The sequence below is a fragment of the Pseudomonas sp. AN-B15 genome (assembly GCF_019056475.1).
Taxonomy (GTDB): domain Bacteria; phylum Pseudomonadota; class Gammaproteobacteria; order Pseudomonadales; family Pseudomonadaceae; genus Aquipseudomonas; species Aquipseudomonas parakoreensis.
On sequence record NZ_CP049737.1, the window covers coordinates 5,093,065 to 5,115,686 of the forward strand.

General features: G+C 60.0%; 19 protein-coding genes. 9 read left to right on the forward strand and 10 right to left on the reverse strand.

What is annotated here, in order from left to right:
- Positions 1 to 10 precede the first annotated feature (10 nt).
- The 3 genes from cgtA to rplU all read right to left on the reverse strand — a co-directional run bounded on the left by cgtA (position 11) and on the right by rplU (position 2,033).
- Positions 11 to 1,234, reverse strand: a complete 1,224-nt coding sequence (gene cgtA / locus GTQ41_RS23045) for an Obg family GTPase CgtA (protein ID WP_041065287.1) — start codon at positions 1,232 to 1,234, stop codon at positions 11 to 13.
- 194 nt (positions 1,235 to 1,428) lie between these two features.
- The gene (gene rpmA, locus GTQ41_RS23050) at positions 1,429 to 1,686 is read right to left on the reverse strand and encodes a 50S ribosomal protein L27 (protein ID WP_003228360.1); all 258 of its coding nucleotides are present in this window, start codon (positions 1,684 to 1,686) and stop codon (positions 1,429 to 1,431) included.
- 35 nt (positions 1,687 to 1,721) lie between these two features.
- Entirely contained in the window at positions 1,722 to 2,033 is a 312-nt protein-coding gene (rplU, locus tag GTQ41_RS23055; RefSeq protein WP_003228361.1) for a 50S ribosomal protein L21, read from the reverse strand.
- 241 nt (positions 2,034 to 2,274) lie between these two features.
- On the opposite strand from rplU, the gene GTQ41_RS23060 reads away from it, so the two are divergent.
- The 3 genes from GTQ41_RS23060 (at position 2,275) to GTQ41_RS23070 (ending at position 4,208) form a co-directional block, all read left to right on the forward strand.
- On the forward strand, positions 2,275 to 3,243 hold the full coding sequence (locus tag GTQ41_RS23060) for a polyprenyl synthetase family protein (protein WP_047296661.1): 969 nt from the start codon (positions 2,275 to 2,277) through the stop codon (positions 3,241 to 3,243).
- A gap of 159 nt (positions 3,244 to 3,402) precedes the next feature.
- Positions 3,403 to 3,744 carry a zinc ribbon domain-containing protein YjdM gene (locus GTQ41_RS23065; RefSeq protein ID WP_041065279.1) on the forward strand — a complete coding sequence of 114 codons (342 nt, stop codon included), beginning with the start codon at positions 3,403 to 3,405 and terminating at the stop codon, positions 3,742 to 3,744.
- Positions 3,745 to 3,950: 206 nt separating this feature from the next.
- A complete protein-coding gene (locus tag GTQ41_RS23070) occupies positions 3,951 to 4,208 on the forward strand; it encodes a hypothetical protein (protein ID WP_008078558.1) in 258 nt (85 codons plus the stop codon).
- 134 nt (positions 4,209 to 4,342) lie between these two features.
- Here the strand turns inward: GTQ41_RS23070 and GTQ41_RS23075 are convergent, their stop codons facing one another.
- The 3 genes from GTQ41_RS23075 to GTQ41_RS23085 all read right to left on the reverse strand — a co-directional run bounded on the left by GTQ41_RS23075 (position 4,343) and on the right by GTQ41_RS23085 (position 6,012).
- On the reverse strand, positions 4,343 to 4,960 hold the full coding sequence (locus tag GTQ41_RS23075; protein WP_047296663.1) for an FKBP-type peptidyl-prolyl cis-trans isomerase: 618 nt from the start codon (positions 4,958 to 4,960) through the stop codon (positions 4,343 to 4,345).
- Positions 4,961 to 5,082: 122 nt separating this feature from the next.
- Positions 5,083 to 5,388: a DUF6482 family protein gene (locus tag GTQ41_RS23080; protein WP_027612827.1), complete on the reverse strand. Its 306-nt coding sequence runs from the start codon at positions 5,386 to 5,388 to the stop codon at positions 5,083 to 5,085.
- A gap of 135 nt (positions 5,389 to 5,523) precedes the next feature.
- Positions 5,524 to 6,012, reverse strand: a complete 489-nt coding sequence (locus tag GTQ41_RS23085) for a TIGR00645 family protein (protein WP_007963798.1) — start codon at positions 6,010 to 6,012, stop codon at positions 5,524 to 5,526.
- A gap of 174 nt (positions 6,013 to 6,186) precedes the next feature.
- Here GTQ41_RS23085 and GTQ41_RS23090 point away from each other — a divergent pair, with 174 nt between their 5' ends.
- A complete protein-coding gene (locus GTQ41_RS23090; RefSeq protein WP_047296666.1) occupies positions 6,187 to 8,019 on the forward strand; it encodes a hypothetical protein in 1,833 nt (610 codons plus the stop codon).
- A 6-nt stretch (positions 8,020 to 8,025) separates the two neighbouring features.
- Here GTQ41_RS23090 and GTQ41_RS23095 read toward each other — a convergent pair whose 3' ends face one another.
- Positions 8,026 to 8,355, reverse strand: coding sequence for a hypothetical protein (locus tag GTQ41_RS23095; protein WP_047296668.1), 330 nt, complete (start codon positions 8,353 to 8,355; stop codon positions 8,026 to 8,028).
- Positions 8,356 to 8,679: 324 nt separating this feature from the next.
- Positions 8,680 to 11,118, reverse strand: a complete 2,439-nt coding sequence (locus GTQ41_RS23100) for a Lon protease family protein (protein ID WP_047296669.1) — start codon at positions 11,116 to 11,118, stop codon at positions 8,680 to 8,682.
- A 277-nt stretch (positions 11,119 to 11,395) separates the two neighbouring features.
- Between GTQ41_RS23100 and GTQ41_RS23105 the strand changes: the two genes are divergently transcribed.
- The 4 genes from GTQ41_RS23105 (at position 11,396) to GTQ41_RS23120 (ending at position 15,075) form a co-directional block, all read left to right on the forward strand.
- The gene (locus GTQ41_RS23105; RefSeq protein WP_007909797.1) at positions 11,396 to 11,884 is read left to right on the forward strand and encodes a DUF3015 domain-containing protein; all 489 of its coding nucleotides are present in this window, start codon (positions 11,396 to 11,398) and stop codon (positions 11,882 to 11,884) included.
- Positions 11,885 to 12,145: 261 nt separating this feature from the next.
- Positions 12,146 to 13,999, forward strand: a complete 1,854-nt coding sequence (locus GTQ41_RS23110; protein WP_047296671.1) for a DUF4105 domain-containing protein — start codon at positions 12,146 to 12,148, stop codon at positions 13,997 to 13,999.
- Positions 14,000 to 14,153: 154 nt separating this feature from the next.
- Positions 14,154 to 14,510 carry a hypothetical protein gene (locus tag GTQ41_RS23115; protein WP_047296673.1) on the forward strand — a complete coding sequence of 119 codons (357 nt, stop codon included), beginning with the start codon at positions 14,154 to 14,156 and terminating at the stop codon, positions 14,508 to 14,510.
- A gap of 70 nt (positions 14,511 to 14,580) precedes the next feature.
- Positions 14,581 to 15,075, forward strand: a complete 495-nt coding sequence (locus GTQ41_RS23120) for a GreA/GreB family elongation factor (RefSeq protein WP_047296675.1) — start codon at positions 14,581 to 14,583, stop codon at positions 15,073 to 15,075.
- Here the strand turns inward: GTQ41_RS23120 and gdhA are convergent.
- Together gdhA and ettA are read right to left on the reverse strand one after the other, a co-directional pair.
- Positions 15,072 to 16,409 (reverse strand): NADP-specific glutamate dehydrogenase, encoded by a 1,338-nt coding sequence (gdhA, locus tag GTQ41_RS23125; protein ID WP_047296677.1) that lies wholly within the window; start codon positions 16,407 to 16,409, stop codon positions 15,072 to 15,074. The genes GTQ41_RS23120 and gdhA overlap by 4 nt on opposite strands.
- A gap of 372 nt (positions 16,410 to 16,781) precedes the next feature.
- Entirely contained in the window at positions 16,782 to 18,446 is a 1,665-nt protein-coding gene (gene ettA / locus GTQ41_RS23130; RefSeq protein ID WP_047296679.1) for an energy-dependent translational throttle protein EttA, read from the reverse strand.
- Between the two features lie 286 nt (positions 18,447 to 18,732).
- Between ettA and GTQ41_RS23135 the strand changes: the two genes are divergently transcribed.
- A complete protein-coding gene (locus GTQ41_RS23135) occupies positions 18,733 to 22,581 on the forward strand; it encodes a bifunctional diguanylate cyclase/phosphodiesterase (protein ID WP_217325363.1) in 3,849 nt (1,282 codons plus the stop codon).
- Positions 22,582 to 22,622: the final 41 nt, after the last annotated feature.

Below are 22,622 nucleotides of genomic sequence, written 5' to 3' on the forward strand. Positions count from 1 at the left end.
CTGCAACGAATCAGTCGCGCACGTAAATGATTTCCGGACCGTCTTCATCATCCACATCTTCTTCGTCCCAGTCATCGTCGCCGATGTCGTGGACCGACTTCACGCCGCTGCGGCGCAGGGCACGCTTGTCGTCCAGTGCCTGCAACTGTGCACGGGCTTCGTCTTCGATACGCTGATCGAGATCGGCCAGCTCTTCCTTGTACGCCGGGTCGTTAGCCAGACGATCGGCACGGTCTTCCAGGTAACGCATGATGTCGCGCGTCAGACGCTCAGTGCCTTCTTTGGCGATGGCCGAGATCACGTAGACCGGACCTTCCCACTGCAGGCGATCAACGATTTCCTTGACGCGCTCTTCGTGCTCTTCCTCAAGGATCTGGTCGCATTTGTTCAGCACCAGCCAGCGATCACGCTCAGCCAGCGAAGGACTGAATTTGACCAGCTCATTGACGATCACTTCAGCCGCGTCCGGTGCACTGCTGTCATCCAGCGGCGCCATGTCGACAAGGTGCAGCAACAGACGCGTACGCGCCAGGTGCTTGAGGAAGCGAATGCCCAGACCGGCACCGTCGGAAGCACCTTCGATCAGCCCCGGAATGTCGGCGATGACGAAACTTTTCCAGCGGTCGACGCTGACCACACCCAGGTTCGGCACCAGCGTGGTAAACGGGTAGTCGGCAACTTTCGGCTTGGCCGCCGACACCGAACGGATAAAGGTACTTTTACCGGCATTCGGCAAGCCTAGCAGACCAACGTCAGCCAGCACTTTCATTTCCAGTTTCAGGTCGCGCTGCTCACCCGGCTTGCCCGGCGTGGTCTGGCGCGGCGCACGGTTGGTACTGGATTTGAAACGGGTATTGCCCAGACCGTGCCAGCCACCTTGCACCACCATCAGCTTCTGGCCGGCCTTGGTCAGGTCGCCAATCACTTCCTGGGTGGCCGAGTCGATCACAGTGGTACCGACCGGCACGCGCAGGATCAGGTCCTCACCCTTCTTGCCGGTGCAATCGGTGCTGCCGCCGTTGGAGCCACGCTCGGCATCGAAGTGCCGGGTGTAACGGTAGTCGACCAGGGTGTTGAGGTTTTCGTCGGCCATCATGTAGATGGAACCGCCGTCACCGCCGTCACCACCGTTCGGGCCGCCGTTTTCAATGAATTTTTCCCGACGGAAACTCATGCAGCCATTGCCGCCGTCGCCAGCTTTTACGCGGATCGATACTTCGTCTACAAACTTCATAACTCAACGCCTCTCGCCATACGGACGAGCCGAAAAACAATCAAGACATAAGACTCTTGCAAAAATGAGCGCAGCGACCCCAAACCACGACCTGCATCGCACGCCGACAGCCCATACAAACAGTTTTGCAAGAGACTCACCCCACAAACGAAAAAGCCCCGTCGCAAGACAGGGCTCTTCCAGCGATCTCGCGATTAAGCCGCGACAACGCTCACGTAACGACGACCGAAGGCGCCTTTTACTTCAAACTTGATCACGCCTTCGATTTTCGCGAACAGGGTGTGATCTTTACCCATGCCAACGCCGTAGCCAGCGTGGAATTGGGTGCCGCGCTGACGCACGATGATGTTGCCGGCCTTGATGACCTGGCCGCCATACATCTTCACGCCAAGGCGTTTGGCTTCTGAGTCGCGACCGTTACGGGTACTACCACCAGCTTTTTTGTGTGCCATGAGTTCAATTCTCCTAGTGAGGAATTAGGCTGTAATTAAGCCTGAATACCGGTGATTTTGATCTCGGTGAACCACTGGCGGTGGCCCATACGCTTCATGTGGTGCTTACGGCGACGGAACTTGATGATGCGGACTTTATCGTGACGACCTTGGGAGATCACTTCAGCCTTGACGGTTGCGCCAGCAACAACAGGTGCGCCGATGTTCACGTCGTCGCCATTGGCGACCAGCAGAACGCGGTCAAAAGTCACGGATTCGCCAGTAGCGACTTCCAGTTTTTCGATCTTCAGGTATTCACCTTCAGCGACCTTGTATTGCTTACCGCCGGTAACGATTACTGCGTACATGGTATTTCTCCGATAATCCTGCTCACCCAGCTCTTTATAAGAAGAGGTATTGGCTGGCATGGCTGCATGGGGCTGGAACGGCCCAAGTGCAATTGCGTAAGGCAGGTGCTGCCCAGGAAGTTCAGGGTGCGCGATTGTACGCAAGCATCGAGAGTCACGCAAGAGGCCGTCCATCGCGCCTTGACAGGCCCCGGTGGGGGTCCTAGCATGCCGCGCAACCCTTCTGGAGCAACTGTCGCTGATGCAACCCCAAGCTTTCTACCGCGCGGTGGCGGACGATTTTAGCGCCGTCGACGGCATCATCAAGAAGCAGCTGACTTCCCGAGTGCCGCTGGTATCGAAAATCGGCGATTACATCACCTCGGCCGGCGGCAAACGCCTGCGTCCTTTATTGGTGCTGCTGTGCGGCAAGGCCCTCGGTCGCGAAGGCGACGACCTGCGCCTGCTGGCCGCCACCATCGAATTCCTGCACACCGCGACCCTGCTGCATGACGACGTGGTCGACATGTCCGGCATGCGCCGTGGCCGCTCAACCGCCAACGCCATGTGGGGCAACGCTCCGAGCGTGCTGGTCGGCGATTTCCTGTACTCGCGCTCGTTCGAAATGATGGTCGAACTGGGCTCGATGCCGGTGATGAAGATCCTGTCCCAGGCCACGCGCATCATCGCCGAAGGTGAAGTGCTGCAACTGTCCAAGGTGCGCGACGCCAGCACCACCGAAGAAACCTACATGGAAGTCATCCGCGGCAAGACCGCGATGCTCTTCGAAGCCTCGACCCACAGCGCTGCCGCACTGGCCGGCGCCACCGCCGAGCAGAGCGAAGCCCTGCGCACCTTCGGCGATCACCTCGGCGTGGCGTTCCAACTGGTCGACGACTTGCTGGACTACAAGGGCGACGCCGAGACCCTGGGCAAGAACGTCGGTGACGATCTGGCCGAGGGCAAACCAACCCTGCCGCTGATCTTTACCATGCGCGAAGGCACGCCGGAACAGGCTGCCCTGGTACGCCAGGCGATCCAGAAAGGCGGAATCGAAGACCTCGAAAGCATCCGCATCGCCGTGGAAGCCTCGGGGTCGCTGGAGTACACCGCGCAACTGGCCCGTGACTACGTGGCCCGTGCGATCAAGTGCCTCGACGCGCTGCCGGCCAGCGAATACCGCGATGCACTGGTAGAGCTGAGCGAGTTTGCGGTCGCCCGCACGCACTGAATTCGCCAGGCAGATCAAAAGATCGCAGCCTTCGGCAGCTCCTACATCAATCACCTGTAGGCGCTGCCGCAGGCTGCGATCTTCTGCTTTTGGCTCCATCAAAGGCTAAAACCTTATACAATGTGCGACTTTTAGCGATCCACATCCCAAGGAGCCTTAGTGAGCACGTTGCCACCCTGCCCGAAATGCAATTCCGAATACACCTACGAAGACGGTGCCCAGCTGATCTGCCCTGAGTGCGCCCACGAGTGGTCGGCCAACGGTGAAACCGAAGTGGCGTCCGATGATGCCGTGAAGAAAGATTCGGTCGGCAACGTCCTGCAGGACGGCGACACCATCACCGTGATCAAGGACCTGAAGGTCAAGGGCACCTCGCTGGTGGTCAAGGTCGGCACCAAGGTCAAGAACATCCGCCTGTGCGATGGCGACCACGACATCGACTGCAAGATCGACGGCATTGGCCCGATGAAACTCAAGTCCGAGTTCGTCAGAAAGGTCTGATCCGCTTGTCATCCATCCCGCGCCCGCCGTGGGATGGAGCTCCGCCCTCTCCCGCTTTGCGCCCGCATACTCGCGTAATAGCCAGACGCCAGCCGTTTTGACCTTACGCAATCTTTACCCGGAAAAAATCGCATTGCGCCAATAGGCACTTGCTATTTGACGAATAAGAATTATTCTCATTGAAACCTTTCAAGGAGATGAGACCCATGACTTATTTGATCGATGCCTGGCTGGATCGCCCACACCCGTACCTCAGGATCCTGCATCGGGAAACCGGCGAAGTCTGTGCGGTTCTGGAAGAAGAAGCCCTGCATGAGCTGCAGGATCAGGGTGATCTGGACGTCAGCAGCCTGAATTCCAGCGAGCCGCTGGTGCTCAAGGAGCTGGTGCGCAATCTGTTCCTGTTCTGCTATGCCCGGGCGTTGCGCCCGACCCATGAGCTGCATCACAAGATCGAAATATGAGTAGCGCGGAAAAACTGTGGGAGCCAGCCTGCTGGCGAAAGCGGTGTGTCAGGCACGGATGATTGCCTGAAAGGACGCCTTCGCGAGCAAGCCCGCTCCCACATTATTGACCTGTCACCGGGACAGGCCAGGCATTACAGAACGTCCAGCAGCTCGACGTCGAATACCAGAACGCTGTGCGGCGGGATGCTGCCAACGCCTTGAGCGCCGTAAGCCAGTTCGCTCGGCACGTACAGGCGCCATTTGCTGCCGGCGTTCATCAGTTGCAGGGCTTCGGTCCAGCCGGCGATCACGCCGCCCACCGGAAATTCTGCTGGCTGGCCACGATCGTAGGAGCTGTCGAACACGGTGCCGTCGATCAGCATGCCGTGGTAGTGAGTACGCACGGTGTCTTCACGGGATGGCTTGGCGCCTTCGCCCTGGGTCAGCACTTCGAATTGCAGACCGGAAGCCAGGGTGGTGATGCCGTCTTTCTTGGCGTTTTCAGCCAGGAACGCACGACCTTCGCCAGCAGCCGCTTCAGCTTTGGCGGCGGCTTCGGCTTGCATGATCTCGCGGATCACCTTGAAGCTGGCGGACATGGCTTCCTGATCAACACGGCTTGGCTTGCCGGCGAATGCGTCGGTCAGACCGGCCAGGATGGCGTCCAGGCTGACACCCGGTGGCGGGTTGTCGCGCAGCTGGTCGCCCAGCTGACGGCCAATGCCGTAGCTGACGCGGGTTTCGTCGGTGGACAGATTTACTTCGGACATGACACTGCTCCGCTGTGCGGACGGCCGCAAGACTTGCCGTGCGTGCACAGCGCGTCCCGGCGCGCCCGGAACCTAAAAGGGCGAGCAGACTAGCACAGATGCCCAGCGATGGCGCGCAACGCCTAAAGGGCCGAGCGCCACGCCAGCGGCACTTTCAGGCTTTCATCGACGCTGCCGCCCAGGCCGCACATTTCATCGTGCACCGAGGTATGTACGAGGTTGAACGGCAGTACCGGGAAGTTATGCAGCAAATCCCGCGCATGCTCAACCGAACGCAGCTGCAGCATCTCGCCCTTGAGATCACTCAACGGATACGCGGCGCCATGCATCCGCGCTTCGAGCAGATAAATCCCGCCCTCCATGGAGATCAGGTTCAGCTCATCGACCTTTCTGGCGATGGCAAACGCATTCAACTCTTGCAGGTTCATGAAAGCACCTCGTGCGATGGCGAGCCAGGACCTTTACAGGGATATGCCCGCGCGCACCAAAGCACAAGCCACAAACGACACCGCCCGTCTGTTTCGCAACAGACGGGCGATGCATTTGCAGCGAGCAATCAATGATCAGTGCTTGGTGAGCTTGTCCAGATAGCCCATCGCAAACGCCGAGATCACGAAGGTCATGTGGATGATCACGTACCACATCAGGTGCTCGGGATCGACGTTCTTGGCGTCCATGAAGATCCGCAGCAGGTGGATCGAGGAAATCGCCACGATCGACGCCGCCACTTTCATCTTCAGCGACGAGGAGTCCATGGTGCCCAGCCAACTGAGCTTCTCTTTGCCTTCATCGATGTTCAGCTCGGACACAAAGTTCTCGTAGCCGGAAATCATCACCATCACCAGCAAGCCGCCCACCAGCGCCATGTCGATCAGCGACAGCAGCACCAGGATCAGATCCGATTCGGCCATGGAGAACACGTTGGGAATGACATGAAACACTTCCTGGAAGAATTTCAATGCCAGCGCCAGCAGTCCGAGGGACAGCCCGATATAGATCGGCGCCAGCAGCCAGCGCGTGGCGTACATTGCATTTTCGATAAAGCGTTCCATTGACTCTCACACAATAAGGATTGAAATCGGCGGCGAGTATACCAGCCGACCGTGACAGCCAGAAACGGCCCGGCTCGCCCCTCCAGTCAGCGCAACCTGCGTGTGTGTATGATTTTTTTTCTGCTACTGTCCAAACCATTGACCGCCTAGCGAAAGTGGACAGGACGACTGGAAATGCATGTGCGATTGCCGTTGAAAACTGCCGGGATTTGCCTCGCTCTGCTGCTGGGCGGCTGCTCTCCCGGCGAAGAGAAAAAACCCTCGGTCAGCCTCGACGCGAAGACGGCAACCTTCGAACATTCACTGGACGCCATCACCGATCCGAAGCTCAAGGATGCCGTGACCGAACTCGGCGGTTCGCTGCTGTTGCTCGAACGCGCGCAACTCAAGCTCGACAGCCCCCCCCTGAAAACCGTCTACGGCGAAGACACCCTCGGCATCCTCAAGCACTACCCTTCACCGCAGGCGCTGGTCGATACATTCATCAACGGACTGTTTGTGCTGCACAAGGACGCCAGCTCCGACTACCTCACCGACCTGCAACCGGTGTTCCCGTTCAACCTGAACATTCCCGGTGGTTTTCTGTTTCCGCATGGCGTGGAATGGCAGTCGGTGACCCTGAGCAACAAGCGCGTGATCACCTATCAGCCGGAATGGTCGGAAACCGATCCCGGCATTCAGTTGAGCCCGTCCAGTTCCAATGTCAACAACCCCGATGACCTGACGGTGACCTACCCGTTCATCGAGGGGCTGGATGTCGACAAGAAGACACAACCGCAGCCAGTGAGCCTGCAGGGCAACGTCGAAGTCATCACGCCGCGCCGCCTGTTCACCTTCAACCTGAGCCAGAAGGATGTCGGCCAGACCCGTACCGACGACAACCTCAGCGTCACCCTGCTGAAGCTTGCAAAAAACTACGCCGAAATCGAATTCAGCAACAGCCTGCCATTGGCCCCAGAGGTCGAGGGTACGCAGCTCAATCCGTTGATCGTTCAGGCCCGCGACACCACCGGGCAATACCTGGTGCGCGCCGGCTCAATCAATGAGAGCCCGGCACAAGTCGCCTTCTACGAGAAACAACTGGCACATCTGCAACAGCAGAAAACCTGGAGCGAGGCACTGGAAAAACAGCTGGAGGACGAACAGCGCGCCTTCGCAAAGCAACATCCGCGCCGCTATAACAAGGTTTACTTCAACGGCCCCGTCGACACCCTTGAAGTCAGCGTGCTCGATTTTTCATCGGCGACCGTGACCCGCAAGGCACTGGATTTGCCGGTGCGCACTTTCAGTCAGCACACCACGGACAAAACCATCCAGCCGCTGGACCCGGACGTAGTGGTCTATGACGATCTGGCGCCGAACTGGCTCAAGGGCGCGAGCCTGACCGAGGAAGCGTTGAAGGCCGGCATCCGCATCCATCAGTCCGTGGAGGATCCGAGCGCCGCGCGCATCGAGTTCTCCCACCGGCGTACCTTCAACGATGAATTGCTCGGCGATGATTTCAGCCCGGGAGAAAGCCCGGTGACGTTCTTCACCGAGAAACGCAGCGGCAAACTCGACGAGCCGATCGAACTGCCAGCCGAGGCCTATCAGGTCGATCCGCTGCAAGCGACGATCACTTACGATTTGAACCTGTTCCCGGAAACTCCGGCAATTGCTGTGGGTTCGATGCCGCTGTTTCTGGCGAGCGTCGACAAGAAAACCTACGACGCCAAGGCCCTGCCCAAAGGCCTGGAGATCAAGAACAACACACTGGTGGTGGACCTGAAACGGTTCCCGGCCAACGCCTGGCGTTTCTTCGTCAAGGACGACAGCGGCAACTACCTGAAACAGATTCTCTCGGTCAGCCATGACGCGAGTGCGCAAGGCCCGGCGCTGTTCGGCGTGCATTACTTCTATGGCCGTCCAACGCAAGTAGAGACCTATCAGCGAACTGAACTCAATACCGTGCAATACGGGTTTGAGGTCAAGCTCGACAAGGCGCCGTTGCCCGACACGGCGCGGTGATTGCGCCTAATGGTCGAACACGCCGACCGGACGTCCACGGCCACCGTTGATCTGGCGCAGCTGTGCCTGCAGGTGCAGGCTCCAGATCTGCGGATCGTTGGCCAGTTCGTAGCCGTGCATCGTCAGGCTTTCCACAATGGTGTCGAGAATCGACTCGGCGGCGACCGGCCCGTGAAACGGGCCCTGGGCCTTGATGGCGGAGGGTTGTTCGCCGGCCATGCCGGCAGCGAAGAGCAAGGTCCACATGCCGTTATCGCCGGCCAGGGGTTTAATGGCGCATTCGATACGGGTCACAAGACCCAGGCATTGACGGGTGAGGCAGAGGTTGCGCGACATGGCGGCGACCCTCGGTAAAACCTGTATTCAGCCTTCACGCGAAGGCTGTTTCGATCCAGTGATACTGTCGATGTCCTTGAGCTGAGAATAGAAGAAAAGTCCGCCGCGCAAGCCGGATAGAACCAGAAGGCGCCGAATGGTCATTGTGTGAATTCTGACGCCAGAGTAGTGGCACTTTTCCCGAAGATCAGCGCAAAAATCAATCTGGAAAAACACAGTGGGAGCGAGCCCGCTCGCGAATGCGGACTGTCAGGCAACTTATTCGTCGTCTGATACAGCGCTTTCGCGAGCAGGCTCGCTCCCACTGCTTTACTGCATGAAGGCTCAGGCGGGTTTGGCCTCTGCCAACGCCTCTTGCGCCAACTCCTTCTCCGCGTCCTTCAGATCCTCTTCGCTGATCATCTCGGCAATCACCCGCAGACGTTCAACCACGCGTGCGTTGACGCTGCCCTCAGGAAATTCGCCTTCGGCATTCGGCTCACCGGCCGGCTCGCCGACCAACAGGCTCAAAGCCTCGTCAGCCTGACGCACCGCGTACACATGGAACTGCCCGGCGCGCACGGCCGCCAGCACCTTCTCGTCGAGCATCAGCGTGGCGACGTTGGCCTGCGGAATGATCGCGCCCTGCTCGCCGGTCAGCCCACGCGCTTCGCAGAGACGGAAGAAGCCTTCGATCTTCTCGTTGACCCCGCCGACCGCCTGCACTTCGCCGAACTGGTTGATCGAGCCGGTGATCGCGAAGCACTGCTTGAGCGGGGTTTTCGACAACGCCGAAATCAACGTGCAAGCCTCGCCCAGCGACGCACTGTCGCCATCGACGTAACCGTAGGATTGCTCGAGCGCAATGCTCGCGGAAATCGCCAGCGGGAACTCCTGGGCGTAACGGCTGCCCAGATACCCGGTGAGGATCATCACGCCCTTGGAGTGGATCGGCTGACCGAGATTGACCTCGCGTTCGATGTCGACGATGCCGCTGCCGCCCGGGTACACCGTGGCGGAAATCCGCGCCGGTACACCGAACGCCGAATCGCCGACTTCCAGCACGGTCAGCCCGTTGCACTTGCCGACCGCGGCGCCGTCGGTGTCGATCAGGATGATCCCGGCGAGCATGTCGTCGAGAATCCGCGCCGATACGCGGCCAGTGCGAGTGGCTTTGGCTTTCAGCGCACGCTCGATGTGCCCGGCGTCGGTCATTTCATCACCGGCCAGATGGCGAATGAAATCCGCCTCGCTGACCAGTTGGAACAGGTCGCCGATACGCGCCGACAAACGCCCCTGATGTTCGGCCAGGCGTGCGCTGTAGGTCGCCAGGCGCGCCACCGCATCGGCAGTCAGCGGCGCCATGCCTTCTTCCGAAGTGCGGGTTTTCAGCAACTGGGCGAACTGCTCCAGGCTTTCGTCGACCATCGGGATGTCTTCGTCGAAGTCGACCAGCACGCGGAACATCTCCTGGAAGTCCGGATCCAGGTCCTGCAGCGTGTAATACAACTGCCGCGCACCGATGATCACCACTTTGACCTGCAACGGAATGTGCTGCGGATTCAGGGTCACAGTGGCGAAACGGCCCATCTCGCCCAGCGGCGATTCCATCTTCAGTTTGCGCGATTGCAGGGCGCGCTTGAGTGCGTCCCACACGAACGGCTCACTGAGCATTTTTTCCGCTTCAAGAATCAGGAAGCCGCCATTGGCGCGATGCAATGCGCCCGGGCGCAACTGGCGATAAGTGGTGTAAAGCGCCCCTTGATCGGTGGTGTATTCAATGCGGCCGAACAGGTTTTCGTAGGTCGGATGCGGCTCGAACACCACCGGCGCACCACCACTGTGCGGATGACCGACCACCAGGCTCGGCGCGTATTGCTCTTCCAGCAGCTTGCGCGCCACGGCGTCGGTCTTGCTGTCGTCGACCAGTTGCTCGACCACGGTTTTCAGCAGATACACCTGCATCGCTTGCAGGTAACCGCAGACCGCGGCGTTCTCCGCATACTTTTCCGACAGCGGCGACAGCAACGGCTGCAAGGCCAGGGTGATGGTTTCTTCGTTGAGCTGACGCAGCTGATTGTTCGACTCGCGCTTCCACTGCGGCAGGCTCGCGAGCTCTTCATTCAGCCGTTCTTCGAGACCGGAAATATCCTCGTGGAAACGCTCGCGCTCGGCTTCCGGCAATTGCGAAAACTCGGCTTCATCCAGCGCCTTGCCTTCGAGCATCGGGGTGAAGGCGATGTTGCTGCTGTCGCGGTACAGGGCGACGTCTTTTTCCAGGGCCAGACGTTCGATGACGTCCAGCGCCTTGTCGTAGCGCTGGTTGAAGGCGCGGTCGATGGCGCTTTTCTTTTGCTGGTAGGACGGGTGTTCGAACACCGCCGGGAACGTCGCCAGCAGGTTGTCGATCAAGCCGCTGATGTCGCCGATGAATGCGCTCGCCGTGCCCGATGGCAGCTCCAGCGCGCGGGGTTCGCGCGGCTCATCGAAGTTGTTGACGTAGACCCAGTCCGCCGGGGTCTGCAGGCGCTTGCCTTCGGCCTTCAGGTAGCGTTTGACGAACGAGAAGCGACCGGTGCCCGGTTCGCCCATGACAAAGACGTTGTAACCGGGGCGTGGCATGGCCACACCGAACTGCAAGGCTTCGACCGCACGTTCCTGGCCAAGCACACCGCGAAAGGGCTCCAGATCATTGGTGGTAGTGAAGCTGAACTGTTCAGCGGAAAACGGACGGGTCAGCGCTTCGGGCGCTAGACGCAAGCTGGCAGCAACAGGATCAGGCATCGGGCTTCCTTAACAATCAGGCGGGGCAGATAGCGGCATTCTGGCGCTGCGCGTGCCCCACTGGCAAGGCGCGCCATGCGACAAAGCATAGACAACCGGGTGACCCTGCCCCGCCCCCCGGCAAATCGGGGTTATCGCCAAATCTTTTGTAAAAACTCACGGAACCCCAGGAACGTGCCTAAACTCCAAACTGCGCGGCTGGAACGAATACTGGCCCACTGGCACCGTCAGGTGTCAGAACCCTGTCCATTGGTATGCACACAAAGAGAACAAAGCTATGAAACGGATTCTTCTCGGTACTCTCTTCACCGCTGTTTCCATCAACGCCATGGCTCAGGCGCCAGGCGGTCCGGATTGCGGTTGGGGCAACATGCTGTTCGAAGGTCAGCGTGGCACCCCGGCCCACTTCCTGGCATCCACCACCAACGGCACCTCCGGTAACGCTACGTTCGGTATGACTTCCGGCACCAACGGTTGCTCGACCAACGCGTCGCTGACCTACGGCGGTAAATCCTGGTTCGCCATGAATGGCATGATGAACGAGCTGTCCGAAGACATGGCTAAAGGCAACGGCGAAGCGCTGACGACTTACGCTGTGGTACTGGGCGTGGCGCCGGAAGACCGTGCGCATTTCGCCGCTGTCACTCACGAGCACTTCCAGCAGATCTTCAGCAAGGCTGACGTGACCGCCGAAGACGTGCATACCAACACCCTGGCTGTACTGAAATCAGACCCACGTCTGGCCAAGTACGCCACTCAGGCTTAAGCTCGACCCCACCCGCTTCTTTCGGGAAGCGGGTTTTGTTTTGAGTGCAATCACTCGAATGTGACGCTGAACCTGTGGTGAGGGGATTTATCCCCGATCGGCTGCGTAGCAGTCGTGAAACCATTCAATTGGGTGTATCTGATACACCGAGTTTTGCAGGTATGAGGGCCGCTTCGCAGCCCATCGGGGATAAATCCCCTCGCCACAGGGAGTGATCGCAGCCCGATCCGGTTTTTTTCTTTTCGACTTAAGTTGCCACTTATGCTCAAACGCCTTGCCTGGCTGGCGCTCTGTGTCTGCGCCCCGCTGTCCGCCGCGCCTCACATCGACCCTCAACGTTTGCAGCAACTGGCCAACGACCGCTTCTGGATTTCCCTCGGTCATTACGAAACCGCCAAGCTCGGCGGCTGGCGCAGCTATGTCAGCGACAGGAAATTCTTTCTCGCGCCTGATGGCAACGAACACCCCGACCATGAGTTGGCCGCCACCGTGCAAGCGCTGTATGCCCCGGCCAGTCTCGGCGAGCAGCACGCGCAGTGCGTCTATCCGGCCCGCACCCGCTGGCTGAAAGCCCAGCTCAATCTCAGCGATCTGCCCGCCCCCGATTGCGCCGAATTCAAGAAATGGTTCAAGGACGTCTCGCCGCACAGCGCGGTGATGATCTTTCCTGCGGCGTACCTCAACAGTCCGTCGTCGATGTTCGGCCACACCCTGCTGCGCATCGATCAGGCCGATGTGCAGGCCGACAAGACTTCGCTGTTGAGTTACGCGATCAACTTCGGCGCCTACATCGAAGGCTCCGACAACAGCATCCTCTACGCCTGGAAAGGTTTGATGGGCGGCTACCCGGGGCTGTTCGCGCTGGTGCCGTATCAGGAAAAACTCTCCGAGTACCGCAGCCTGGAAAACCGCGACCTGTGGGAATACCGGCTGAACCTGACGCAAGCAGAAACCGCACGCATGGTCGAACATGTGTGGGAGCTGAAGCAGATCCAGTTCGACTATTTCTTCTTCGACGAAAACTGCTCCTATCGCCTGCTCGAACTGCTGCAGGTGGCGCGTCCAAGCCTGCGCCTGACCGAGCAATTCCCGCTGACCGCCATCCCTACCGACACGGTCAAAGCCGTGAAGGAAGCCGGACTGGTGGAAAGTATCGAATACCGCCCGTCCCGCGAACGTGAACTGCTCAGCCGTGCCCAGCCGTTGAGCAGTGACGAACAGCAATGGGTGCTGAACGTCAGCGCCGATCAACAGGTCTTGCAGGAGCCGACCTTCAAAGCCCTGCCCCGGGATCGGCAGGCGCTGATCATCGATGCTGCGTATCGTCTGGAACGCTACCGCGCCAACGGTCAGGAACGTGATCCGCAACGCGCACAGCGCAGCTTCGAACTGCTGCGGGCGATCAACAAGAACCCGGCGCCGGAGCTGCAGGTCCCCCAACCGGGCCTGCCCGAAGACGGCCACGAATCGCGCACGTGGCAGGCCGGCATCGGCACCCGGGGCGACCGTGCGTTCGGCGAGTACGGTTTGCGCATGGCCTATCACGATCTCAACGACAACGCCGAAAGCTTCCCCCTCGGCGCGCAGATCGAAATCCTGCAGATGAAGCTGCGCCAGTACGAAGGTAACCAATGGCAATTCCAGCAACTGGATCTGGCGACCATTCGTTCGCTGACCCCGCGCAATGAGTTGCTGCAGCCGCTGTCGTGGCAAGTCACTGGCGGCCTCGAGCGCGTACCGGGCAAGCATGATGACGAGACGCTGGTCAGCCACGTCAACGGTGGCGGCGGCGGCACTTGGGCGCTCGGTGATGACGTATTGGGTTTTGCTCTCGGCACCGTGCGCGTTGAACACAACAATGACTTCGCCGAATTCGTCTCCCCGGCCGGCGGTTTCAATACCGGCGTGTTGTGGAAAAACCCGCTGGGCAATCTCAGCCTGGAAGCCAAGGGCGATTACTTCTTCAATGGTGAAGTGCGCCGTAGCCTGAGTCTGAACCAGCAATGGGAATTGTCGCGCAACCTCGGTTTGCGCCTGAGTGCGCAGCGTGAGTTCAGTCATGTGGCGACGCCGGAAAACGAAGTGATGCTCGAAGTGAAGTGGTATCACTATTAAAAGATCGCAGCCTGCGGCAGCTCCTACAGTGGGAATGCATTTTTCCTGTAGGAGCTGCCGCAGGCTGCGATCTTTTGATCTTCCTTTCACACCCCATCAACGAATCACCTTCTAGACTTTCCCTATCAGCCGAGAATCGGCGCGGGAGAGTGCGATGTGGCGGTGTGGGGGACTGTTGGGTGTTTTGCTGTTGCTCGGGGGTTGCCAGACCACCCATGAAGACTTGATCGCCAAAGGTTATCCACCGGCCTTCGCCGACGGTTTCGATGACGGTTGCGTCAGTGGCCGGCAAGCCGCCGGCTCGATCAGTGGCGAGTTTCGCAAGAACGTGCCGCGCTACCTTAAAGACAAGCAATACGCCGAAGGCTGGACCGACGGCTTTCGCCAGTGTCAGGCGATGCTCGAGAACAAGGATCGCGAAGAGTATCGCAATGAACACTGGGACGAGCGCGAGCGCGCCTGGCAGCAACAGAAGGATCAGGACGCCGGACGGGCTTATCGCTCGCAATAGGTCGTTTCCAGACATCCAGTGAAACCAAATGCCGGCGACCATGGCCCAATTCCTATCACAGGAGGACACCATGAGCCGCGCTTTCGTCAACGAAGACAATGCCGCTGCGCAAGCCGACCAGCCCGTCGAACGGCAGGTCAGCGCGCAGCCCAATTACGTCACACCGCAGGGGCTGGCGCAGCTGCAGGCCAAAGTCACCGAGCTGCAAGCCCTGCACGCTGAACAATCGGCCAAGGGCGAACAGGCCGACAAGCAGCGCCAGGCTGATCTCGAAAGAGATTTGCGCTACTTCAACCAACGCCTCACCAGCGCGCAGGTCGCTGCCCCCGCGACCTCTACCGAAAAAGTGCAGATTGGCAGTTGGGTGACCTTTGCCGACGAGCACGACACCGAAAGTCGGGTGCAACTGGTCGGCGAAGATCAGGCCGACGCCAGTCAGGGCCTGATCAACTGGGGCTCGCCGCTGGGCCGGGCGCTGCTCGGCGCCCGCCTCAATGACGAGGTGCTGTGGCAGCGCCCCGCTGGTGATCAGGTGATTGAAGTGATTCGCATCGAACCGGCTTAAACCACGCCTTGGGCCAACATCGCATCGGCGACTTTAACGAAGCCGGCGATGTTCGCGCCTTTGACGTAGTTGATCCGCCCGTCTTCTTCGCCGTAATGCACGCAAGCGTGGTGGATCGACTGCATGATCGCGTGCAACTTGCTGTCCACCTCGCCTGCGGTCCACAGCAGACGCATGGCGTTTTGCGACATCTCCAGCCCGCTGACCGCGACCCCACCGGCGTTCGACGCCTTGCCCGGGGCGAACAGAATGCCGGCCTCGATAAAGATATCCACAGCCTCCAGCGTGGTCGGCATGTTTGCGCCCTCGGCGACGCACACGCAGCCGTTGCGCAGCAGTGTGCGCGCGGCGTTGACGTCGAGTTCGTTCTGCGTGGCGCACGGCAACGCGATGTCGCACGGCAGCGACCACGGCAACTGCCCGGCACGGAATTCCAGACCGAACGCCGTGGCCAGTTCGCTGATGCGTCCGCGTTTGACGTTTTTCAGTTCCAGCAGCGCCTGCCACTGTTCTTCGCTCAGGCCCGATTCGCAGTACAGCGTGCCTTCGGAGTCGGACAGGGAAATCACCTTGCCGCCCAGGTCCATGACTTTGCGCGCCGCGTACTGCGCGACATTGCCGGAACCGGAGATCGCCACGCGTTTGCCTTCGACGGTCTGCCCGCGGCGCTTGAGCATTTCTTCGGCGAAGTACACGCAACCGAAACCGGTGGCTTCCGGGCGAATCAGGCTGCCGCCGTAGGTCATGCCTTTGCCGGTCAACACGCTGGTGAACTGGTTGCTCAGGCGTTTGTACTGGCCGAACAGGAAGCCGATCTCCCGCGCCCCGACACCGATGTCGCCAGCCGGCACATCGACGTCCGCGCCGATGTGGCGGTACAGCTCGCTCATGAACGCCTGACAGAAACGCATCACTTCAGCGTCGCTCTTGCCCTTCGGATCGAAATCCGAACCGCCCTTGCCGCCGCCCATGGGCAATGAGGTCAGAGAGTTCTTGAACGTTTGCTCGAAGGCGAGAAACTTCAGCACGCCCAGGTTCACCGAAGGATGGAAGCGCAAGCCGCCCTTGTACGGGCCGATGGCGCTGTTCATCTGGATGCGGAAACCGCGATTGACCTGAACCTTGCCCTGATCGTCGACCCACGACACGCGGAACACAATCGCCCGCTCCGGCTCGCAGATACGCTCCAGAATCCCCGAGGTCAGGTAGTGCGGATTGGCTTCGAGAAACGGCCACAGACTGCGCAGGACTTCTTCGACGGCCTGGTGGAATTCGGGTTGATCCGGGTCGCGTTTTTTCAGGCGGGCGAGGAAGGATTCGACGGATTCGATCATGGGAAAAGTCTCGGCAAATTTATTGTCATTGGAAGCGATTGAGCCGGACTGTAACAAACGAATTGCGCACAGTAACAGCGCAAAATGTCGCAGTTATGAAATTAAATGGTGCACAGGATATAAATCAGGCGGTTTTTTGGGCCGATTTTGCACCTGAATGGGGAGATCAGATTGAAGTGATGCACCAACAGTTACACCGCTATCGCTGGCAAGCCAGCTCCCACAGTTTTCGCGGCGTCCACACATTCCAGGTACAACAAAAAACCTGTGGGAGCTGGCTTGCCAGCGATGAACGCAACCCGGTATTGCTGAAGAAACCCAGGCAAAAAAAACGGAGCCCGAAGGCTCCGCTTTTCATGCAACCAACCCGAATCAGGCCAGTTTCTTGTGGCGTACCCGGTGTGGCTGGGCCGCCGCTTCGCCAAGACGCTTTTTGCGGTCGGCTTCGTACTCGGTGTAGTTGCCTTCGAAGAACACCGCTTGCGAGTCGTCTTCGTACGCCAGGATGTGGGTCGCGACGCGGTCCAGAAACCAGCGATCGTGAGAGATCACAATGGCGGCGCCCGGGAAGTCCAGCAGGGCTTCTTCCAGGGAACGCAGGGTTTCGACGTCGAGGTCGTTGGACGGTTCGTCGAGCAGCAGGACGTTGCCGCCCTCCTTCAGGGTCAGCGCCAGGTGCAGACGACCGCGCTCACCACCGGACAGGTCCTTGACGAACTTCTGCTGATCGCCGCCCTTGAAGTTGAAGCGACCGACGTAGGTGCGCGACGGGATCTCGTAGTTGCCGATGCGGATCTGGTCGGAACCATCGGAGATCTGCTGGAACACCGTCTTGCTGCCGTCGAGGTCTTCACGGCTCTGGTCAACACAGGCCAGTTGCACGGTTTCACCGACTTCGATGCTGCCCGAATCCGGCGTTTCCTTGCCCATCAGCATGCGGAACAGGGTCGATTTACCGGCACCGTTACCACCGATCACGCCGACAATAGCGCCCTTCGGCATGGAGAACGACAGGTTGTCGATCAGGACGCGATCGCCGTAGCCCTTGGTGACGTTCTTGAATTCAATGACCTTGTCGCCCAGACGTGGACCGGCCGGGATGTAGATCTCGTTGGTTTCCGAACGCTTCTGGAATTCCTGCGATTGCATTTCTTCAAAGCGTGCCAGACGAGCCTTGGATTTCGACTGGCGGGCCTTGGCGCCTTTGCGCACCCACTCCAGTTCTTCCTTCATGGCTTTTTCGTGAGCCGACTGCTGCTTGGATTCCTGGGCCAGACGATCGGACTTGGCTTCCAGCCAACCCGAGTAGTTGCCCTCGTAAGGAATGCCCGCGCCGCGGTCGAGTTCCAGAATCCAGCCGGCGACGTTGTCGAGGAAGTAACGGTCGTGCGTGATCGCGACCACGGTGCCCGGGAAGTCGTGCAGGAAGTGCTCCAGCCACGCCACGGAGTCAGCGTCCAGGTGGTTGGTCGGTTCGTCGAGCAGCAGCATGTCCGGAGCGGACAGCAGCAGGCGGCACAGGGCCACGCGACGTTTTTCACCACCGGACAGGTGTTCGACCTTGGCGTCCCAAGCCGGCAGACGCAGCGCATCGGCGGCGACTTCCAGTTGACGCTCCAGGTTGTGACCATCGCTGGCCTGCAGGATCGCTTCGAGCTTGGCCTGTTCGGCAGCCAGCTTGTCGAAATCGGCATCCGGATCGGCGTAAGCAGCGTAGACCTCGTCCAGACGCGCTTGCGCGTCCTTGATCACGCTGACCGCTTCCTCGACCACTTCACGCACGGTCTTGGTCGGATCAAGTTGTGGTTCTTGCGGCAGATAACCGATGTTCAGGTCCGGCATCGGACGGGCTTCGCCCTCGAACTCGGTGTCGACGCCGGCCATGATTTTCAGCAGCGTGGACTTACCCGAACCGTTGAGGCCGAGTACGCCGATCTTGGCGCCGGGGAAGAACGACAGCGAAATGTTTTTCAGGATTTCCCGCTTCGGCGGAACAACTTTGCCCAGCCGATGCATGGTGAAGACGTATTGAGCCATGGAGAACCTTGGGTCAGTGACAGATGAATGATTGGAGCGCAGGCGATGCCCGGCCAGACCGATGCGCGTCGTTCACTTGATGGTCATCAATGCGTGCGCGCTGAAAAAGTCTGAGTCTAGGAGCTGGAACGCTCCCGCGTAACCGGCAAAGCTACCTGAATGACGGAAGGCAGTCCAGCCGAGTGGGGCTGGCACTTCGCCACAACTCAAGGCATGCTAGCCGCCCTTCGGGCGTCCGGCTTATAGTGCACGTCGCGCCAGTCCAGCCAAACCGCAGGATTTCAGCTTGTCCAACGTTACCCCGCCAGCTTCTGTGAGCGCGTCCAATCCGGGGACCGGCTCGCCCCTGCGCGGAACATTGAAGGGTGCCTTGGCGACGCTGGTACTTTTGCTGCTGGCATTGCTGTTCTGGCAGTTGCTCGACCAATTGCGCGAGACCCAGAAAAACCAGCGCCAGTACACCATCGACTACACCGCCGACCTCGCCTCGCAGGTCAGCCTGAACATGTCGCTGAATGCGCAAATCGCCCTCAACCTGCTACCGATCGTCGAACAGCCGCAGTCGTCCGACGAACAGCAGGCGCTGCTGCGCAAGCTCCAGCAATCGCTGCCGGACGTGCGCAGCCTGGCCCTGCTCAGCCCATCCGGGAAAATCCTCAACGACAGCGCCAGCGACAGCCACGACGCCGATTACCTCGCTGAACTGGTGCGCCGCAGCCGCGCCCAGGCGCATTACTTCAGCAACGCCGACGACGGCTCGGTGGTGCATCTGTTATTGCATCAGGCCAGCGGCAGCACGCGCGGCTACTGGGTGTTGCGCCTGACCCCGACCTTCTTCGACTCGCTGACCCAGCAGGGTGAAACCGGCATCCGCCCGTTGTGGCTGGTGGAAAACCGCCTCAACCACCAGATCATCAGCCGCGACGAAGCGCTGTCTTCAGCCAGGCCCGGCGTGCTGAGCCCCGACGACCTGGCCAACACTGTATTAACCGTACCGCTGAGCAGCAGCGACTGGCAGTTGCGCGGGCTGTTCGACCGTCAGCGGGTGCTCGAAGAACTGCTGCCAGCGTTTATCGGCAAATGCCTGCTGGGCCTGGCGTTCTCGATGTTGCCGGTGATCGCGCTGCTGAACATGCGTCGCCGCCAGCGCCAGTTGCATGAAGGCCGCCGGCGTTATCAGGACATCTTCGAAGGCACCGGTGTTGCGCTGTGCGTGCTCGATCTGTCCGGCCTCAAGCAAGTGTTCGACAAGGCGCAGATCCAGACCAGCGACCAACTCAAGGCCTGGCTCGACCAACCGGCCCAGCGCCATCAACTGCTGCAAGAACTGCGCGTCACCGAGGTCAATCAGGTCGCGCTGCAACTGCTCAATGTCCATTCCTGCGAGCACGCCTGGCAACTGCTGATCGACGGCCAGCCGCACAGCCAGTGCGCCATCGGCAACCAGGTGCTCGACGCGGTTCTGCAGCAACAGAAACAACTGGAACTGGAAATCAGACTGCCAGACATCAACGGTCGCGATCAGCACCTGTGGATGGTTCTGCGCCTGCCTGAGGAGCTGCACGACTATAAAGCGGTGATCCTCAGCATCAACGACATCACCAGCCGCAAGCTGATCGAACTGTCGCTGCTGGAGCGCGAAGGCTTCTGGTCGGACGTGGTGCGCACGGTGCCGGATCATCTGTATGTGCAGGACGTGATCAGCCAGCGGATGATCTTCAGCAACCATCACCTCGGCCAGACCCTCGGTTACAACCGCTCCGAGCTGCACCAGATGGGCGAGTACTTCTGGGAAATCCTCCTGCACCCGGAAGACGCCGACTATTACCACCGCTCACGGCAGATGCAGCGGCACGCCGGTTACAGTCAGTTGCTGCAATGTCAGCTGCGCTTCCGCCATCGTGACGGCAAGTGGCGGCGCTTCGACATTCGTGAGCAAGCGCTGGCCCGCGACAAACACGATCAGGTCACGCGGATCATCGGCGTGGCCAAGGACATCACCGAGCAGATCGAGGCCAGTGAATCGCTGCGTGACAGCGAGCAGCGCTACCGCATGCTCGCCGAAAGCATCAGCGACGTGATTTTCTCCACCGACAGCAAGCTGTCGCTGAACTACGTCAGCCCGTCGGTGCAGGCGGTGCTGGGTTACGACGCCGAGTGGATTTTCCAGAACGGCTGGCAATCGACCATCGCCAACCCGCAACAACTGAGCGGCATCTATTCCCTGATGGACCGGGTCAGCAAAGCGCTCGACAAGCCTGAGCAACTCGCACAGCTGCGAAGCCAAGTGCAGACGCAGATGTTCCTGTTCGACTGCCTGCGTGCCGACGGTCGCAAGATCCCGATCGAGCTGCGCCTGGTGCTGGTGTGGGACGAACACGGCGCGTTCGAAGGCGTGCTAGGCGTCGGCCGCGACATCAGTCAGCAACGCCGCGCCGAGAAAGATTTGCGTATGGCGGCCACGGTATTCGAGCACTCGACTTCGGCGATCCTGATCACCGACCCCGCCGGCTATATCGTGCAGGCCAACGAAGCCTTCAGCCGGGTCAGCGGTTACGCGGTGTCGGAAGTGCTCGACCAGTTGCCGAACATGCTCACCGTCGACGAGCAACAGGACGCGCACCTGCGTTACGTGCTCAAGCAACTGCATCAGCACAGCACCTGGGAAGGCGAAGTCTGGCTCAAGCGGCGTAACGGCGAGCATTACCCGGCATGGGTCGGCATCACGGCGGTACTCGACGATGAAGGCGACCTCGCCAGTTACGTGTGTTTCTTCAGCGACATCAGCGAGCGCAAGGCCAGCGAACAACGCATCCATCGTCTGGCTTACTACGACGCCCTGACCCACCTGCCGAACCGCACGCTGTTCCAGGATCGCCTGCACACCGCGCTGCAATCGGCCGAACGGCAGAAGTCGTGGGTGGTGCTGATGTTCCTCGACCTCGACCGCTTCAAGCCGATCAACGACTCCCTCGGCCACGCCGCCGGCGACCGCATGTTGAAAGACATGGCCACGCGCCTGCTGGCCTGCGTCGACGAAGACGACACCGTGGCGCGCATGGGCGGCGCCGAGTTCACCTTGCTGCTGCAACATCGCTCCAGCCGCGAAATGGCGCTGAACCGGGCGATTCATGTGGCCGAGCAGATCCTCGCCAGTCTGGTGCGCCCATTCGTGCTGGAAGGCCGCGAGTTCTTCGTCACCGCCAGTATCGGCATTGCTTTGAGTCCGCAGGACGGCAACGAACTCAGTCAGTTGATGAAGAACGCCGACACTGCGATGTACCACGCCAAGGAGCGTGGCAAGAACAACTTCCAGTTCTATCAGGCCGACATGAACGCCAGTGCGCTGGAGCGTCTTGAGCTGGAAAGCGACCTGCGCCACGCGCTGGAGCAGAACGAATTCGTCCTGTATTACCAGCCGCAATTCAGTGGCGACGGCAAACGCCTGACCGGCGCCGAAGCGCTGCTGCGCTGGCGTCATCCGCGTCGCGGGCTGGTGCCGCCGGGGGATTTCATTCCGGTGCTGGAAGAGCTCGGTCTGGTAGTGGACGTTGGCGACTGGGTGATCAGCGAAGCCTGCCGTCAGCTCAAGACCTGGCATCAGAACCGGGTGCGGGTGCCGAAGGTGTCGGTGAACATCTCGGCGCGGCAGTTCTCCGATGGCCAGCTCGGTACACGCATCGCCACCATCCTGCGGGAAACCGGGCTGCCACCGGCGTGCCTGGAACTGGAGCTGACCGAAAGTATCCTGATGCGCGAAGTCAGCGAGGCGATGCAGATTCTCGCCGGGCTGAAAAACCTTGGCCTGAGTATCGCGGTCGACGATTTCGGCACCGGTTATTCATCGCTGAACTACCTCAAGCAGTTCCCGATCGACGTGCTGAAGATCGACCGCACTTTCGTCGACGGCCTGCCGTCCGGCGAACAGGATGCGCAGATCGCCCGCGCGATCATCGCCATGGCCCACAGCCTCAATCTGGCGGTGATCGCCGAGGGCGTGGAAACCCATGAGCAACTGGACTTCCTGCGCGAGCACGGTTGCGATGAAGTGCAGGGCTATCTGTTCGGCCGACCGATGCCGGCGAGCCGGTTTGAAGCGCAGTTCAGCAATGATGCGCTGTTCATGTTTGACTGAAGAAAAGATCGCAGCCTTCGGCAGCTCCTACAGGGATTGAT

Coding starts and splice junctions, on each gene's coding strand:
- cgtA (WP_041065287.1), bottom strand. CDS start 1,234: ATGAAGTTTGTAGACGAAGTATCGATCCGCGTAAAAGCTGGCGACGGC.
- rpmA (WP_003228360.1), bottom strand. CDS start 1,686: ATGGCACACAAAAAAGCTGGTGGTAGTACCCGTAACGGTCGCGACTCA.
- rplU (WP_003228361.1), bottom strand. CDS start 2,033: ATGTACGCAGTAATCGTTACCGGCGGTAAGCAATACAAGGTCGCTGAA.
- GTQ41_RS23060 (WP_047296661.1), top strand. CDS start 2,275: ATGCAACCCCAAGCTTTCTACCGCGCGGTGGCGGACGATTTTAGCGCC.
- GTQ41_RS23070 (WP_008078558.1), top strand. CDS start 3,951: ATGACTTATTTGATCGATGCCTGGCTGGATCGCCCACACCCGTACCTC.
- GTQ41_RS23075 (WP_047296663.1), bottom strand. CDS start 4,960: ATGTCCGAAGTAAATCTGTCCACCGACGAAACCCGCGTCAGCTACGGC.
- GTQ41_RS23080 (WP_027612827.1), bottom strand. CDS start 5,388: ATGAACCTGCAAGAGTTGAATGCGTTTGCCATCGCCAGAAAGGTCGAT.
- GTQ41_RS23085 (WP_007963798.1), bottom strand. CDS start 6,012: ATGGAACGCTTTATCGAAAATGCAATGTACGCCACGCGCTGGCTGCTG.
- GTQ41_RS23090 (WP_047296666.1), top strand. CDS start 6,187: ATGCATGTGCGATTGCCGTTGAAAACTGCCGGGATTTGCCTCGCTCTG.
- GTQ41_RS23095 (WP_047296668.1), bottom strand. CDS start 8,355: ATGTCGCGCAACCTCTGCCTCACCCGTCAATGCCTGGGTCTTGTGACC.
- GTQ41_RS23100 (WP_047296669.1), bottom strand. CDS start 11,118: ATGCCTGATCCTGTTGCTGCCAGCTTGCGTCTAGCGCCCGAAGCGCTG.
- GTQ41_RS23105 (WP_007909797.1), top strand. CDS start 11,396: ATGAAACGGATTCTTCTCGGTACTCTCTTCACCGCTGTTTCCATCAAC.
- GTQ41_RS23110 (WP_047296671.1), top strand. CDS start 12,146: ATGCTCAAACGCCTTGCCTGGCTGGCGCTCTGTGTCTGCGCCCCGCTG.
- GTQ41_RS23115 (WP_047296673.1), top strand. CDS start 14,154: ATGTGGCGGTGTGGGGGACTGTTGGGTGTTTTGCTGTTGCTCGGGGGT.
- GTQ41_RS23120 (WP_047296675.1), top strand. CDS start 14,581: ATGAGCCGCGCTTTCGTCAACGAAGACAATGCCGCTGCGCAAGCCGAC.
- gdhA (WP_047296677.1), bottom strand. CDS start 16,409: ATGATCGAATCCGTCGAATCCTTCCTCGCCCGCCTGAAAAAACGCGAC.
- ettA (WP_047296679.1), bottom strand. CDS start 18,446: ATGGCTCAATACGTCTTCACCATGCATCGGCTGGGCAAAGTTGTTCCG.